Raw genomic sequence first — 15,891 nt, 5'->3', positions numbered from 1 at the left:
TCACACATGCAGCGCACGGCCATTCTCAACGTTGTCGGTCTCACCCCGCGTCTGATCTGTGATGCCACCCCGGAGATCCGGGCCTTTATGGAGCGCAACCGGATCGCCCGGGTACAGCCTACTCTGCCTGCGGTGACGTGCACCGCCCAGAGCACCTACCTCACTGGGCGACTGCCCCGCGATCACGGGGTGGTGGCGAACGGGTGGTATGACCGCGAGTACGCGGAGCACCGGTTTTGGAAACAGAGCAACCGCCTGGTGGCAGGGGAGAAGCTCTGGGACTCCCTGCGCCGGGTGGACCCGGAGTTCACCTGTGCCAAGCTCTTCTGGTGGTACAACATGTACTCCACGGCAGACTACTCGATCACACCGCGGCCGCTCTATCCGGCGGACGGTCGGAAGGTCTTCGACATCCATACGCAACCGATGGGCATGCGGGACCGGATCAAGAAGGACCTGGGGGCGTTTCCCTTCCCGCATTTCTGGGGCCCGGCCTCCAGCATCCGCAGCACGGCCTGGATTGCCGAGTCGGCGAAGTGGGTGGAGGAGAAATGCTGGCCGAGCCTTTCCCTGGTGTATCTGCCGCACCTGGACTATGACCTGCAGCGCTACGGGCTGGACATGACCAAGATCACGAAGGCCCTGCACGAGATTGATGATGTGGTGGGGGGGCTGATCCGGTTCTATGAACAGCGCAACATCAAGGTGCTGCTGCTCTCCGAGTACGGCATCACGGATGTGGAGCGGCCCGTGCATCTGAACCGGGTGTTTCGCGAGAAGGGCTGGCTTTCCATCAAGGACGAGTTGGGCACGGAGACGCTGGATCTGGGGGGCAGCAAGGTGTTTGCGATCGCGGACCACCAGCTCGCGCATATCTATGTGAATGACCCCGCGATGATCTCAGAGGTGCGGACGCTTCTGGAGGGCACCACCGGAGTGCAGCAGGTGTTGGGCAAGCAGGAGAAGTTCTTTGCAGGGCTGGACCACGAGCGCAGCGGTGATCTCGTGGCGGTGGCGGATTTCCGGAGCTGGTTCACCTACTACTACTGGATGGACGACAAGCTCGCGCCGGACTTCGCCCGGTGCGTGGACATTCATCGCAAGTGCGGCTATGACCCGGTCGAGTTGTTCCTCGATCCGGCGATCAAGTTCCCGAAGCTGAAGCTGGGCTCGAAGCTGGCGCTCAAGTCGCTGAGGATGCGCACGCTTTTCGACGTGATCCCGCTGGATGCGACGCTGGTGAAGGGTTCGCACGGTCGCGTGCCGGAAGATCCCCAGGACTGGCCGGTGCTGATCGGAGACCTGCCCAAACTGCCGCGCTCCAGCAGCGTCGCCGCGCACGAGGTGGCGGGGCATTTGTTTGAGCACTGCTCCCGAGGCAGTGGGTATGGGGCGGTGGGAGTGTAGGAGGGCAAGGGAAGAGGGATAAGGGGCAAGGGAACGGGGGGAGGGGCGCGGGGCTGATCGGCATCTGGTAGAGCGGAGGAAATGGGGGTGAATAAGGGGGCGGTCGGGAACGACTAAGGGAGAAGGATGCGGTCGCTGGGCTTCTTTTGGGAGATCCAGTTGAGGCGCACCAGTATTGTCCAAACTCCCAAGTACTCTGACTCTATGAAAACGATGCTTACTTATGCCGCGGTGGCTTTGACCGCCGTGCTCGCCCAGGCCAGCCCGACTGCGACGGCCGATGCCCATTCCAAGGCCGACAAGAAGGATCCCGCTGCGGTGAAGAGCAGGATGGAAAAGCGGTTCGGGAAGCTGGATGGAAACAACGACGGCTTCGTGACCAAGGATGAATTCAAGGTGACGAAGTTCGCCAAGAAGAACGAGGCCAAAGCGGAGAAGCGGTTTGCCCGCTGGGACAAGGACCACGACGGGAAGCTGAGCAAGGAGGAATGGACGAACCGCCCGGTGGGGAAAGGGAAGGGAGACGGGAGTGGGAAGAAGGGGAAGAGTGCGGTGTAGGTGGCGGGTGAGAGGTGAGAGGTGAGTGGCGCAGATTGGTAATCGGCACGGGCATCGGTATCGGCATCAGGCGGAGTGAAGGGCGTGAGCGGCCGACGTTCTCGGCAAGATGCCGAGAACAGCCCGCAGGATGCGGGCGCTCCCCGGGCTGCAGGCTTGGGGGCAGTGGGCGCTGCTGAGAGCGGGAGAGTGTAAGGAGATCACAAGGGGCGCGAAAGCGGTGATGCTCACCGCAGTCCCAAAAGCGCTGCGCGCTCAGGTGGAGGGCGGTGATGGGTGGCTCGGCTGTGCGTGGGGCTTTCGATGTCGGAGGGCGGAGGGAAGAATTTAAAGCGATCTTGGAAACAACACCTGGATGCGAAGCATCTTTGGGAGTGCGCGCGAGAATCGCCGCTTTCGGAAGCTCTGTGACGAGTTCGAACCGGAGCAGGTGAGCGGAGGCGGACGTCCCTTCCATCCCTTCAGGATGGAGTTTCTTTTTTGAGTGGTCCAGGGGCATGGGCTCGTGAGACTCGCCCGGCCCCTGGATACCTTCTGGGATGCCTTCGGCATGGGGAGGGGTGCGGTTGGCTGCTTAATGTAGTGCAGAGTCCCGCATGCGGGATCGGTATTGGCTGCTGTGGGTGGCGCGACTGATGCGCAGGGGAGTTGGGTAGTTTCCTGATTATGCCCTATCGATCACTCCGCTCTCCAGCCGGTTGGGACAACCGGACTACGCCCCCGGAGGATGCTGTAGAAGGTGCGGCCTTTGTGGTCGGGTTGGAATGGGGGTGAGGAGCTCACATCGGGAGCGAAAGCGGTGACGCGTAGGTTGGGGGTATCAGAGCCTTCGATGTCGGAGGGCGGCCTGCAACGCCCGCACGCGCAGATCATTGAACCCTTTGTGCCTTCGTGCCTTTGTGTGAGGATTTTCAGTTCACCTCACCCCGCCTAACTCAGCTTAAACTGCTCCAGCAAACCTTCGGGCACGGTCACATCTCCGGACTTGGGATCGCGTTTCACGTCCATCAGCAGGATGATCCGGTCTTCTTCGGTGTCGTTCCAGGCTTCGTGCTCAGTGGTGTCGTCGAAGACCAGACAACGCCCGGGTTGCCAGGAACGGATGTCGTGACCCACGCGCAGTTCGCACCTGCCCAGAGCGGGTACTTTAAGGGGGAGATGGCAGCGGAGCACCTGGTTGGTGTAGCCGCAATGGGCGCGGATGTGGGTGCGGGGTTCGAGCCTGGAGAAGCCTGCGGTGACGAGGCCGTCGATCTGCTCGATGAGGGCGGTGGTTTCTGGGCAGAGTTCACAGTTGCGCTCCAGCTTGCGGCCAAAGCCATAGAGGCCGAAGACGCGCCAACCGGAGTCGTAGAGGAATTTCTCTGGCCAGCTCGTGAAGTGGTCGAGGTCGAGTTGCAAGGCTTCTGCCTGAACGGCCTGCCAGTGCGCCTCCAGCAGGCTCACGTACTCATAGTCCTCAGGGTGCTGGAACATGGGAGTATGAGTGTATCAGACTCCCGGTGTGGTGGCACCGAAATCTCTGCTGAAGTTCTGTCCTGCCAAGGTGCCGACTCAGGAGACGGAGCATCTACACAACGCTTTCAGCGTTGAAAGCTTCTCTGACGTTACCCAACGTTGACTCGCTTAGGGCTCGTCCAACGTTGGGCTGTGCTAGAGATCCCCGCTGGGGATCAGCTTCGAACTGAGGCGGGCACCTCTCCGGGTCAGGCGATCAACTGCTTCACCACACGAGCGGGCTCTACACCGGTAAGCTTGGAGTCGAGACCCTGAAACTTGAAGGTGAACCGGTCGTGGTTGTAGCCCAGGAGGTTCAGGATGGTGGCGTGGAAGTCGCGGATGTGGAGCGGATCCTTGACGATGTTGTAGCTGAACTCGTCTGTCTCCCCGTGAATGTGGCCACCTGCGGCACCGCCCCCGGCCATCCACATGCTGAAGCAGCGGGGATGATGGTCGCGACCGTAGTTGGTCTTGGTGAGACCGCCCTGGCTGTAGATGGTGCGGCCGAACTCGCCGCCCCAGATGATGAGGGTGTCATCGAACATGCCGCGCTGCTTGAGATCGCGGATGAGGGCGGCGCAGGGCTGGTCAACGTCCTTGCACTGGGCGGGCATGCGGCCGTTTACGTTGGAGTGGTGATCCCAGTTGTTGTGGTAGATCTGGACGAAGCGCACGCCGCGCTCGGCAAGGCGGCGCGCCATGAGGACGCTGTTGGCAAAGGTTCCGGGCTTGCGGGCCTCTTCTCCATAGAGCTTGTAGATGTGCTCAGGCTCCTTGCTGATGTCGGTGAGCTCGGGCACGCTGGCCTGCATGCGGAAGGCCATTTCATACTGCTTGATGCGGGTGTGCGTCTCTGGATCCCCTACGAGGTTGTAGTTGAGCTCGTTCAGCGCATTCAGGCCGTCCAGCGTGCGACGCCGGACAGACGAAGGCACCCCGGGCGGGTTGTTGATGAAGAGAATGGGATCGCCCTTGCTGCGGAAGGAGACGCCTGCGTGCTCCCCAGGGAGGAAGCCGCTGGACCAGAGCCGGGAGGAGATGGCCTGCTCCTGCTCGCGATTGGTCGGGGTGGCGACCATCACGACGAAGGAGGGCAGGTTCTGGTTCATGCTACCCAGGCCGTAAGAAGCCCAAGAGCCGAGGCAGGGGCGCCCTGTGATCTGGTTGCCAGTCTGCATGGCGGTGATGGCGGGCTCGTGGTTGATGGCCTCCGTGTGGAGGCTGCGCATCCAGCAGATGTCATCCGCGCAGGTGCCAAGGTGGGGCAGCAGCTCCGTGTTCAGCCACATGCCGCACTGTCCCACTTGGGAGAACTCGTACTTGGACGGGGCAATGGGGAAGCGGGCCTGACCGCTGGTCATGGTGGTGAGACGCTGCCCATTGCGAATGCTGGCGGGCAGATCCTTGTCATACCACTCCTTCATGCCCGGCTTGTAGTCGAAGAGGTCCATCTGGGAGGGCCCTCCCACCATGTGGAGATAGATCACGCGCTTGGCCTTGGGCGCGAAGTGCGGCCCCAGCCCGCTGGCTGCCCCGGAGCTGCTGGCCGCCGCCTGCCGCGCCAGACCTTCACCCAGCAGGCTGGTCAGAGCCGCGTAGCCCAGGGCGTTCTTTCCTCGAGCGAAGAACTGGCGGCGGGTTTCGAAGAGGTTGTGGTCTGCGAGAAGGGACATAGGATGAAAGAGGGAAAAGGGATGAGGGAGAAGGGAAAAGCTAAGAGAGGGATGAGTTCGCGGAACAACTTTTCACTTTTTACTCTTAACTTTTTACTGGCTACTTATTCAGCACCTCATCAAGGTTCATCATCTGGTTGCAGAGCATGGTCCAGGCGGCGAGGGCAGTGGGGTCGAGGGCGGGGTCCGGTTTGGATTCGCCGACTTCGAGGAGGGCTTTGGCATCGGCAGGGTTGGCTTTGTAGTGGGCGGTGAGGTCCTCCAGGCTGGCGATGACGATGGCGGATTCCTCGGGCCGGAGTTCGCGGCTGAGGAGGCGGGTGGAGATGTAGCGCAGGGCGGCATCGCGATCGGTGCCCGTGGTGGCGAGCGTGTGCTGGGCGAGGCTGCGGGCGGCTTCGACGAACTGCGGATCGTTGAGCGTGACGAGCGCCTGGAGCGGGGTGTTCGTGCGGTCGCGGCGCACGCAGCTCACTTCGCGGTTGGGCGCGTTGAAGGTCTCCATGTTGGGAGAGGGGGCCATGCGCTTCCAGAAGTTGTAGATCGTACGGCGGTAGAGGTTCTCTCCTTTATCCTGGGAGTATTTCTCTGTGCCGAGGCCGACGACTTCCCAGATGTTTTCCGGCTGATACGGCTTGGTGCCGGGGCCGCCCATGCGGGGTGAGAGGGTGCTGCTGGCGGCGAGGGCGTAGTCACGGACCATCTCAGCATCCATGCGGAAGCGGGGGCCGCGGGAGAGCAGGGCGTTGTCGCGATCTTTCTCCAGCTTTTCCGGTGTGGTGAGCGCGGCCTGGCGATAGGTCGAGGAGGTGAGCATCTGGCGATAGAAGCGTTTCACATCCCAGCCGTGCTCGCGGAAATCGACGGCCAGCCAGTCGAGCAGTTCCGGGTGGGTGGGGGCGGCGCCCATGATGCCGAAGTCATCGGGTGTCTTCACCAGGCCCTGGCCAAAGAGCTCCTGCCAGAAGCGGTTCACCGTGACACGGGCGGTGAGTGGGTTGTCGGCGCGAACCAACCATTCGGCGAGGCCGAGCCGGTTCTTGGGGGAGTTCTCTCCCAGCTTGCCAAGAGCGACCGGGACGGCGGCCTCGACGGGCGCGCCCACTTGATCGTACTGGCCGCGCATGAGGATGTTGGCCATGGCGGGGCTGTTCTTCTTCTCCTCCTGAATGTGCGTGACGGCGCTGCGTCCGCGGATGGCGGTGCGCTCCGCATCCAGCTTCTGGAGGGTGGTGGAGGCAAGCTTGTACTCCGCATCACGCGTGTTCAGGTAGTAGTCGTACAGGGCGTTCTGCTGGGCCGGGGTGCGTTTGGTCGCGGTGGCGGCCAGGGTGGCGCGAAGGGGCCCAGTGCTGTGCAGGGCTTGCACCTCCTGCACGGTGAGGGTGCGCTTGTACACGCGCACGTCCTGGAGGCTGCCGCCGTCAAAGACCTGGTTCCCGCTGCGCTGGCCCACCCGGAGGTTGGTGGCGGTACGGATGCTGCCCTGCAGACCGTCGGTGTCTGTCTTGACGGGCTCAATGACGCCATCAATGTAGATCTTCACGCCGCCGGGCTTGCTGCTGCCATCATAGGTGACCATGACGTGCTGCCACTGGCCGGGCTTGAGCACGGGCTTCTTCGTGGAGACTTTCAGCGCGTCATTGGGCCACTTGCTCACGATGTGGACGGCGAGGTTGCGGTCTGCCTGGAAGAGATCCCAGCCCTTGTAGGCGTCCTTCTCATCCATCTTGGCAATGATGCCGCCATAGACCCCGGCGCGGTCGGCGCGGATCCAGCCGCCGTAGCTGAAGCCGTCTGTCTTCTCGAAGTCGCCTTCTGGGCCGAGGTCGAAGGTGCCCCCGAGCTTCATCACCGGAGCGGGGCCGATCTTGCCATCGGGACGCCAGGACACTTCGCCGGTGGCGCGGAACTTGGTGGAGGCTCCGCAGATGCCAGTGACCTCGCTGCCAACGCCTTCATTGAGCGGGACATGGGCGATGAGGCCCTCTGCCGGGATGTCGGCGTCGAGCGACTCTGGTTTTGCAGAGGCCAGCCAGGTGTTGAATTCAGGCTTGGCCGCGATCTTGCGGGAGTCTCGCTTGATGGTGGCGCTGGCGATCTCCTGGGGCAGGACGTCCCAGCGCGGGCGGTCCTTGGCCTCTGGCAGCACGAGGATGGGGCCGCTGTCCTTGATGTTGCCGTCCTTGGGGCCCTGCGTGGTGTTGCGGAAGAACGCGGCGAGGGCGTAGTAGTCCTTCTGAGTTATCGGATCGAACTTGTGGTCATGGCACTGGCTGCAGTTGGCGGTGAGGCCCATGTAGATCCAGCCCAGCGTCTGCACGCGGTCGGCGGCGTAGTTGGCGAGGTTTTCCTCATCGATGGTGCCGCCTTCGTTGGTGGTGATGTTGCAGCGCTGCAGGCCGGTGGCGATGAGCTGGCTCTCCGTGGGATGGGGCAGGAGGTCGCCTGCGAGCTGCTCCACGGTGAACTGGTCGAAGGGCTGGTTGCGGTTAAAGGCTTGAACCACCCAGTCCCGGTAGGGCCACATCTCGCGGTACTTGTCGAAGTGCAGGCCGTGCGTGTCGGCATAGCGGGCGGCATCCAGCCAGTAGCGGGCGCGGTGCTCGCCGTACCGCTCGGACTTCATGAGCCGGTCCACGTACTGCTCATAGGCATCCGGGGCCGTGTCTTTGAGAAAGGCTTCCAGCTCGGCGGGCTCGGGCGGCAGGCCGGTGATGTCCAACGCGGCGCGGCGGGCCAGCGTATGGCGGTCTGCTTCCGGGGCGGGGGTGAGGCCTTTTTTCTCCAGGGCGGCGAGCACGAATGTGTCGATGGGATTGCGCACCCAGGCCTTCTGCTGCACCTCCGGCTGGGCGGGCAGGCTGGGGGTGATGAAGGCCCAGTGCGGCTGCCAGGGGGCACCTTCTGCGATCCACTGGCGGACGAGGGCGATCTGCTCCGGCTTCAGCGTCTTGTGCGACTCCGGCGGCGGCATGACGTCATCCGTGTCCGTGGTGATGAGGCGCTGGTAGAGCGGGCTCTTTTCCGGGTCGTTCTTGACGATGGTGGGGCTGGCCCCTGGCTCGGAGGGAGTGAAGAAGCCGGCCTCGGTATCCAGGCGAAGTCCCGCCTTGCGCGTGCCGGGGTCGGGCCCATGGCAGTGGAAACAGGCGTCGGCGAGGAGCGGCCGGATGTCCCGGTTGAACTCCACCTTGACCGGAGGGAAGGTGGCAGCGGAGAGCTGGGAACCGAGGGCGGCTCCGGCTAGCAACAGGGCGGTGTGAGTACGCAGCATGATCGTCGGAAAGGGGCGAAACTCTTTCTCTGTGAAGGGATTGGCAATCACCCCGAGCGGGTGATGGGCTGTCCTGGTTTCACAGAGTCATCATCTTGAATGTGTCCAGTACGGGAAATTGAGACCAAAAATGTCCAAGAACGTGGAAAAGGAATGTGCGGAAGGGGCGCGAGGGCTGGAGGATGTTGCTCTGGGGAAGGGGGAAGGCGGAAAGGGGAATGTAAAAGGGGGAATGCGGAATTGAAGGGCGGGGTGGGTGGTTTGATTTTGCTCACACGAAGGCACGAAGGCACGAAGGCACGAAGGCGCGAAGGCGCGAAGAGGGAGATCGGGGGGGGTGGGAGTTCCTTGGACTGGATCAGGGGGTGGGGGCAGCGAAATCCAAGGGGGAAGGTTCGCAGCAGGGTTGGAGTACCGCCTTTAGGCGGCTCAGTCGTCTGAGCGAATTCTCGTGCTCCGCGTTAGTGGACTGGATGACCAGTGGGGGCGTTTTCAATGCGCCGCCTAAAGGCGGAACTCCAACCACGGTGCGGAGGCTTTTTGGGTGGTTGGATGTGCTGGGCGCTGCTTTTGGTTGAGAAGGCAACGCGAGAGCGATTGGACCTGCGTATTCCATCGGAGGGGTTCGCGGCAGGGTTGGAGTACCGCCTTTAGGCGGTCAGTCGCCGGAGCGAATCCTCGTGCTCCGCGTTAGTGGACTGGATGACCAGTGGGGGCGTTTTCAATGCGCCGCCTAAAGGCGGTACTCCAACCACGGCGCGGAGGTTTTTGGGTGATTGGGTATGGTGGGCGCTGCTTTTGGTTGAGAAGGCAACGCGAGAGTGGTGCCTTTGTGCCTTCGTGTGAGGCCAACTCCGCTCCAAAACAACAACCCCCGACGCCTTGCGGTCGTCGGGGGTTGCTGAAGGTAAGATGTGATCGAATGAGATCTAACTCATCGCATCACTTGGGCGCAGCGCCGGTGCCGGAGTTTCTGCCGGAGGCACCGATGCCTTCCCAACCGCCGCCGAGGGCCTTGTAGATGGCGACCTGGGAGGTGGCGGTGGCGGTCTGGCTTTCGGCCAGGAGGCTCTGGGCTTCCAGGAGCACGCGCTCGGCGTCGAGCACGGTCAGGAAGTCAGCCACACCGTTCTGATAGCGCTCGCGGGCGAGGTTGGCGGCCTGCTCTGAGGCAGTGGCGGATTCGCTGAGGTAGTTGCGGCGGGCGCGCTGGCGACCGAAGGTGACCAGGGCGTTTTCCGTTTCCTCAAGCGCACCGAGCACCGTCTTGTAATAGGTGGATACCTGGGCATCCACACGGGCATTGGCGGCATTGATCTGCGCTTTCACGCGACCAAGGTCGAAGGCTGCCCACGAGATGCGGGGGCCGAAGGAGTTGGCTCCAGACCAGGGACCGCTGAAGCTGTCTGCCTGGAGAGAGGCGGTGCCGTTGAAGGTCACGCGGGGGAAGAGGTCGGCGGTGGCGACTCCCACCCGGTGAGTGGCGGCCTCGAGATCGGCCTCCACGGCACGGATGTCTGGGCGGCGGCGGAGCAGCTCAGAGGGGTTGCCAATGCGGACGATGCTGGGCAGCGTGGGGATCGGCCTGGGCTTGATGAGCTCCGGCTTGAGCGTGGACGGCGTGGTGCCGATGAGGACGCTCAGGCGGTGGATGTCCTGCGCGATGAGACCCTCAATGAGGGGGATCGCGGCGAGGGTGGAGTTCAGTTGGGCACGGGCACGGGAGGTGTCGAGCTCGGTGCCGCGGCCGCCTTGGAGGAGGCTCTCGGTGAGCTTCAGCGTCTGCTGCTGGTTGTCGGCGTTGCGGCGGCGTACGGCAAGCTGGTGCTGCAGGCCGCGGAGTTCGAGGTAGGTGCTGGCGACCTCTGCGGTGACGAGCACGAGACCGTCTTCCACGGCGGCTTCTGCGGCGCGCACATCTGCCCTGGCGGCCCAGTTGCTGCGGCGCACGCGGCCCCAGAAGTCGAGCTCCCAGGAGGCGTCCAGACCGGCGTCATACAGCTCAGAGGTGCGGTCCAGTCCCGGGGAGCTGGCGGCCTTGCTCTGGCGCTGGTTCGTGTAGCTGGCGGCGGAGGTGACGGTGGGGAAGTAGTCGTAGCGGACGGCGGCACGCAGGGCGCGGGCTTCTTCCACACGGGCGGCGGCAATCTTCAGGTCCAGGTTGCTGGCGATGGCACGATCGACCAGGCTGTTGAGCTTGGGATCGTTGTAGCGACGCCACCACTGGGCCACGGTGGGAGCGGTGACATAACCGCCCTGGTTCTTGTTGTCGAACTGGGCTCCGACCTGTGTTTCCGGAGTCTTGGGGTTGGGGCCGACGGCGCAGGCTGAAAGCAGGCACAAGGAAAGCATGTGCCAGGCAGGGTGGAGGCGTAGGTTCATGAGCGAGTGTCTTGGGAGTCGAGGTCGAGGTCTTCTTGGGTCTTGGGGGCGACGAGTGTCATTACGAATCCGATGGCGATGCCGAGCGTGTAATACGCGAGTCCGCCGACAATCGCAGCGCTGGCATAATGAAATTTTTCATAGTGGTCCCATCGCGTGAGGGTGGGGACTTTGTCAGAGGCATGATCAGCAAGGCGGGTGATGAGGGACTCTACCGGGTAGTCAAAAAACTGCTGGATGAGCTTGATCTCCCACGGTCCGCCGCGGCTGGTGCCCGCATAGACCATGGCGATGATGATGGTGTGCAGCACCAGGAAGCTCAGTCCGTACCATTGGACTTTGGAAAGCGATTGCATGCACGCACACCATAAGCAGATTCGTCAGTGGCTGGCGACAACTTCCTTGACCGGATGGGCAGGTTCTGCCTCCACCACCTTCTTCTTCTTGCTGCCGGTGAGTTTCCGGATCACGAGGTAGAAGACGGGGGTGAGGATGAGGCCGAAGATGGTGACGCCGATCATGCCGGCAAACACGGCCGTGCCCAGGGTGCGGCGCATCTCTGCACCGGCCCCCTGTGAGAGCACGAGCGGAAGCACGCCGAGGATGAAGGCGAAGCTGGTCATCAAGATGGGGCGCAGACGGAGGCGGGCGGCCTCCACCGTGGCCTCAAAGAGCGGCTTGCCCTGATCCTCAAGCTGCTTGGCGAACTCGACGATGAGGATGGCGTTTTTCGACGCCAGGCCCACCAACACCACGAGCCCGATCTGGGTGAAGATGTTGTTGTCCAGCATCTGATGGGGCAGGCCCAACATGGCAAACAGGGAGGGCAGGTACGTGATCCCCAGCAGCGCGGAGAGGATGCACATGGGCACGATGAGGATGATGGCCAGTGGCAGGGTCCAGCTTTCATACTGGGCGGCCAGTGCCAGGAAGACGAAGATCACGCACAGCGGGAAGATGTACACGGCGGCGTTGCCAGCCAGGATCTCCTGCAGGGTGAGTTCCGTCCAGTCGATGGAGAAGCCCGGCGGGAGCTGCTCTTTGGCGAGCTTTTCAATCGCAGCGATGGCCTGCCCGGAAGAGGTGCCTGGCAGGACGTTCCCGGTGAGGTCGGCACTGGCGGCGGTATTGAAGCGGGAGGCGACATCCAGCCCGGTGACTTCTGAGACCTTGACCAGGGTGCCGAGCGGGACCATGCCGCCCTTGTCATTGCGCACTTTCAGCCGGGTGATGTCTGACGGCACGAGACGGAACTTGGCATCCGCCTGCGCCGTCACCTGATACACGCGACCGAAGCGGTTGAAGTCATTCACGTACAGGGAGCCCAGGCAGATCTGCAGGGTGTCGAACACATCGCTCAACTGCACGCCCATGCTCTTCGCCTTCACACGGTCCACCTCTACGTGCACCTGGGGCACATTCGGGCGGATGGTGGTGAAGACCCCGGCCAGACCGGGGACTTCAGCGGCCTTGAACATCATGTTGAAGGCGGCCCCGGCGAGCGCGTCCTTGCCCTGGGCGAGGTTGTCTTTGATCTGGAGCTTGAAGCCGCCGACCATCCCGATGCCGTCCACGGAGGGGGAGGGGAAGCAAAGGGCGAGTGCTTCCTCGATCCCGGCGAACTGGCCCATCATCTGGCCCAGGATGGACTCGAGGCTCTTGGACGGATCGCCCTTGCGTTTCTCGAAGTCCTCCAGACCGATGAAGGCCACGCCGGAGTTGGGCATGTTCCCCCCGACCAGCGGGTTGAAGCCGGGGAACTCCACGCTGTTCACCACGCCGGGGATGCTGCGGGCGATCCTGCCCATGCGCAGCGTGACCTCACGAGTACGCTCCAGCGAGGCACCGTCTGGAAGCTGGGCGAAGGCGATGATGAAGCCCTTGTCTGCAGGCGGCACGAAGCCGGTGGGCACCTTGTTGAAGAGATCCACCGTGAGGTAGAGGAGGCCACCGTAGAGGAGCAGGGCGACGAGAGCGAGTCTCAAGGTGCCTTTCACCACGCCGGAGTAGGCGGCGGTGAGCTTGTCGAAGGTCCAGTTGAAGAGCTTGAAGAACCAGCCGAAGAAGAAGTTCAGCAGGCGCTGGAAGAAGTCCGGCTTCGCGTGGTGGGGCTTCAGCAGGATGGCGCTGAGGGCGGGGGAGAGCGTGAGGGAGTTGAACGCGGAGATGATGGTGGAGACGGCGATCGTCAACGCGAACTGCTTGTAGAACTGGCCGGTCAGACCGGTCATGAAGGCGGTGGGGACGAACACGGCGGTGAGCACCACGGCCACGGCGACGACCGGGCCGCTCACCTCCTCCATGGCGCGTCGGGCGGCCTGGAGCGGGGAGAGGCCGAGGGCCATGTTGCGTTCCACGTTCTCCACCACCACGATGGCGTCATCCACGACGATGCCGATGGCGAGCACGAGGCCGAAGAGCGTGAGGTTGTTCAGCGAGAAGCCGAACAGTTTCATCACCAGGAAGGTGCCCACGATGGAGACCGGCACGGCGAGCAGCGGGATCAAGGAAGCGCGCCAGTTCTGCAGGAAGACGATGACCACGAGCACCACGAGCAGGAGGGCCTCGATAAAGGTGTGTACCACGGCGTCGATGGACTTCTGCGTGAAGATGGTGGTGTCATACACGATGTCGTACTTCAGCCCGGGTGGGAAGGCGGAGGAGAGCTCGTCCATCTTCTTACCCACGGCCTGGCGGGTCTCCAGCGCATTGGAGCCGGGGAGCTGGAAGAGCACGAGCGCGGCGGCTGGCTTGCCATTGAGAAAGGAGTCGAGGTTATAATCACGGGCGGCCAGCTCCACACGGGCCACGTCTTTCACCCGCGTCACCTGGCCGTTCTCGCCGCGCTTGACGATGATGTTCTCAAACTGGGAGGGCTCAGTAAGGCGGCCCTGGGTGGTGACGGTGAGCTGGTACGGCGTGCCAGCGGGGGCGGGCTGGGCCCCGAGCACCCCGGCGGCCACCTGCACGTTCTGCTCACGGATGGCGGCGACCACCTCAGAGGGGGTCATGCTGCGGGAGGAGATCTTGTCCGGGTCCAGCCAGATGCGCATGGCGTAGTCCCGCGCGCCGAAGACCTGCACGGAGCCTACGCCGGGGAGACGGGCCAGGTGGTCCTTCACGTTCAGGAAGGCGTAGTTTCCTACGTACAGGCTGTCATAGGTGTCATTGGGGGAGAGCAGGTGCACCACCATGGCGAGGTTGGGCGACTGCTTGATGGTCGTGATGCCGAGACGCCGCACTTCCTCAGGCAGCTTCGCGGTGGCGATGGACACGCGGTTCTGCACCTGCACCTGGGCCATGTCCAGGTCTGTGCCCAGCTTAAAGGTCACGGTGATGGTACACACGCCGTCTGCCGTGCAGGCGGAGGACATGTAGAGCATGTTTTCCACCCCGTTGATCTCCTGCTCAATGGGGTTGGCCACCGTCTCAGACACCACCTGGGGGTTCGCACCGGGGTAGGAGGCGGTCACCACCACGGTGGGCGGGGCCACCTCCGGGTACTGCTCAATGGGGAGGGTGAAGAGGGAGATGCCTCCCACCAGGGTGATCAGAATCGAGAGCACGGCCGCGAAGATGGGCCGGTCGATGAAGAATTTGGCAAAGTTCATGTCTGGGAGTGAGACAACTACCCGGGCAACGCGCCGGGCATGCGGGAGGTTGAGGAAGGGGGAGCGTCAACTCCCCCCAAGGCGGGAATCAGGACTGAGGACTGAAGAACGAGGAAACGAGGGGGGCGGGCGGTCCCGGGATCAATGACCAGCGGCAGCGGCAGGCGCGGCCTGGGCCTGGAGCTTGGCGGCCTCCTCCGGCGTCTTGGGATCCACCGGCATGCCGGGGCGGATCTTGGCGACGAAGCCGTGGGAGATGACGCGATCTTTCTCGGTGAGCCCCTTGCGGATCACGCGCTTGCCATCGATGACGGGGCCGACCTCCACCGGGCGGGGTGTAACGATATTGTTGTCATCCACGACCATGACGACCTTCTGCGCGAGATCCGCCCCGATGGCCTTGTCATCGACGAGCAGAGCTTCCTGGGTGCCGTTGCCAGGTACCCGCACACGGGCGAAGTAGCCGGGCTGGAGCACGCGCTGGCCGCGCTCTGGGCGGGGGTTGGCGATGAGCATGCGCACCTGGATGGTGCCGGTGTTCGGGTCCAGGCGGTTGTCCATGAAGTCGATCACCCCCTTGTGCGGGAAGCCTACATCATCGGCCAGGGCCATCTCGCACTGGATGCGGTCTTCCTCCTTGGCCGCGCCGCCGCCGGTGCGGTTGAGCCGCTGGTAGCGCAGCACGGTGAGTTCATCCGCATCAATATAGCAGTACATGGGGTCCAGGCTCACAATGGAGCCCAGGAGGGAGGCCCCCATCGGGCCGCCCACGACGAGTCCGCCCGGGTCCATGAGGCGACGGCCAATGCGGCCGTCCACCGGGGCCTTGATCTCTGTGTACTCGACGTCGAGCTTGGCTTTCTCCACCGTCGCATCCGCTACCTGGAGCCCGGCTTCAGCCTCACGCACGGCTTTGGCGCGGGTGTCGTAGTCTTCAGCAGAGATGGCCTTGGCGGCCAGGAGCTTCGTAGCGCGGTCGAACTCGTTCCGGGTGAGCTCCAGCTTCACGCGGGCCTGCACCTGCTGGGCCACCGTCATGTCCAGGGTGGCCTTGAAGGGGCGGGGATCCACGGTGAAGAGCAGGTCGCCCTTTTTCACCTCGCTGCCGTCTTGGAAGTGGACGCTCTTCAGATAGCCGGTCACCTGGGAGTAGAGATTCACAGACGCGGAGGCATCCAGACGACCGGTGAACTCATCCCACTCGGTGATCTGCTTTTTGACCGGGTGCTCCACGCTCACCACGGTGGGCGGCATGGCAGGCGGGGGGCCAGCAGCCTCTTTCTTGGGCAGGCACGAGGCGAGGCCCAGGCAGATGAGGGTGGAAAAGGCAATAGGGGCGGGGCTTAACTTCATGAGAGATGAGTGGGACGGAAGGTCTGCCTGGATGATCGTCAGTAATGCTGATGATTTCCCGGGTTGTCAAGGATCGGTAGAATTCAGACGCTGAAGGGGGCGGGGGGGTTGAGGAAGCCTGGGAGGGCTG

General features: G+C 63.2%; 9 protein-coding genes. 2 read left to right on the top strand and 7 right to left on the bottom strand.

Annotation, left to right across the window (positions count from 1 at the left end):
- The first annotated feature begins 6 nt into the window (after positions 1–6).
- Together VSP_RS17020 and VSP_RS17015 are read left to right on the top strand one after the other, a co-directional pair.
- On the top strand, positions 7–1,407 hold the full coding sequence (locus tag VSP_RS17020; protein ID WP_009962167.1) for an alkaline phosphatase family protein: 1,401 nt from the start codon (positions 7–9) through the stop codon (positions 1,405–1,407).
- A 204-nt stretch (positions 1,408–1,611) separates the two neighbouring features.
- Positions 1,612–1,965: an EF-hand domain-containing protein gene (locus tag VSP_RS17015; RefSeq protein ID WP_009962166.1), complete on the top strand. Its 354-nt coding sequence runs from the start codon at positions 1,612–1,614 to the stop codon at positions 1,963–1,965.
- Positions 1,966–2,895: 930 nt separating this feature from the next.
- On the opposite strand, the gene VSP_RS17000 is transcribed toward VSP_RS17015, so the two are convergent.
- From VSP_RS17000 to VSP_RS35900, 7 genes are all read right to left on the bottom strand, one after another.
- Entirely contained in the window at positions 2,896–3,441 is a 546-nt protein-coding gene (locus tag VSP_RS17000; protein WP_009962163.1) for an aspartyl/asparaginyl beta-hydroxylase domain-containing protein, read from the bottom strand.
- A 230-nt stretch (positions 3,442–3,671) separates the two neighbouring features.
- Positions 3,672–5,138, bottom strand: coding sequence for a DUF1501 domain-containing protein (locus VSP_RS16995; protein ID WP_009962162.1), 1,467 nt, complete (start codon positions 5,136–5,138; stop codon positions 3,672–3,674).
- A gap of 100 nt (positions 5,139–5,238) precedes the next feature.
- Positions 5,239–8,415: a DUF1553 domain-containing protein gene (locus tag VSP_RS16990; protein ID WP_063607736.1), complete on the bottom strand. Its 3,177-nt coding sequence runs from the start codon at positions 8,413–8,415 to the stop codon at positions 5,239–5,241.
- Between the two features lie 942 nt (positions 8,416–9,357).
- Positions 9,358–10,797, bottom strand: a complete 1,440-nt coding sequence (locus VSP_RS16975; RefSeq protein ID WP_009962157.1) for an efflux transporter outer membrane subunit — start codon at positions 10,795–10,797, stop codon at positions 9,358–9,360.
- Complete coding sequence (locus VSP_RS16970) at positions 10,794–11,153, bottom strand: hypothetical protein (protein WP_009962156.1); 360 nt, start codon at positions 11,151–11,153, stop codon at positions 10,794–10,796. Before VSP_RS16970 ends, VSP_RS16975 begins: the two co-directional genes overlap by 4 nt.
- Before the next feature lie 24 nt (positions 11,154–11,177).
- On the bottom strand, positions 11,178–14,408 hold the full coding sequence (locus VSP_RS16965; protein ID WP_009962155.1) for an efflux RND transporter permease subunit: 3,231 nt from the start codon (positions 14,406–14,408) through the stop codon (positions 11,178–11,180).
- Between the two features lie 141 nt (positions 14,409–14,549).
- A complete protein-coding gene (locus VSP_RS35900; RefSeq protein ID WP_009962154.1) occupies positions 14,550–15,761 on the bottom strand; it encodes an efflux RND transporter periplasmic adaptor subunit in 1,212 nt (403 codons plus the stop codon).
- Positions 15,762–15,891: the final 130 nt, after the last annotated feature.

The sequence above is a fragment of the Verrucomicrobium spinosum DSM 4136 = JCM 18804 genome, from assembly GCF_000172155.1.
GTDB classification, from domain to species: domain Bacteria; phylum Verrucomicrobiota; class Verrucomicrobiia; order Verrucomicrobiales; family Verrucomicrobiaceae; genus Verrucomicrobium; species Verrucomicrobium spinosum.
This window is presented reverse-complemented; position numbering and strand designations above follow the sequence as displayed.

Coding starts and splice junctions, on each gene's coding strand:
- VSP_RS17020 (WP_009962167.1), top strand. CDS start 7: ATGCAGCGCACGGCCATTCTCAACGTTGTCGGTCTCACCCCGCGTCTG.
- VSP_RS17015 (WP_009962166.1), top strand. CDS start 1,612: ATGAAAACGATGCTTACTTATGCCGCGGTGGCTTTGACCGCCGTGCTC.
- VSP_RS17000 (WP_009962163.1), bottom strand. CDS start 3,441: ATGTTCCAGCACCCTGAGGACTATGAGTACGTGAGCCTGCTGGAGGCG.
- VSP_RS16995 (WP_009962162.1), bottom strand. CDS start 5,138: ATGTCCCTTCTCGCAGACCACAACCTCTTCGAAACCCGCCGCCAGTTC.
- VSP_RS16990 (WP_063607736.1), bottom strand. CDS start 8,415: ATGCTGCGTACTCACACCGCCCTGTTGCTAGCCGGAGCCGCCCTCGGT.
- VSP_RS16975 (WP_009962157.1), bottom strand. CDS start 10,797: ATGAACCTACGCCTCCACCCTGCCTGGCACATGCTTTCCTTGTGCCTG.
- VSP_RS16970 (WP_009962156.1), bottom strand. CDS start 11,153: ATGCAATCGCTTTCCAAAGTCCAATGGTACGGACTGAGCTTCCTGGTG.
- VSP_RS16965 (WP_009962155.1), bottom strand. CDS start 14,408: ATGAACTTTGCCAAATTCTTCATCGACCGGCCCATCTTCGCGGCCGTG.
- VSP_RS35900 (WP_009962154.1), bottom strand. CDS start 15,761: ATGAAGTTAAGCCCCGCCCCTATTGCCTTTTCCACCCTCATCTGCCTG.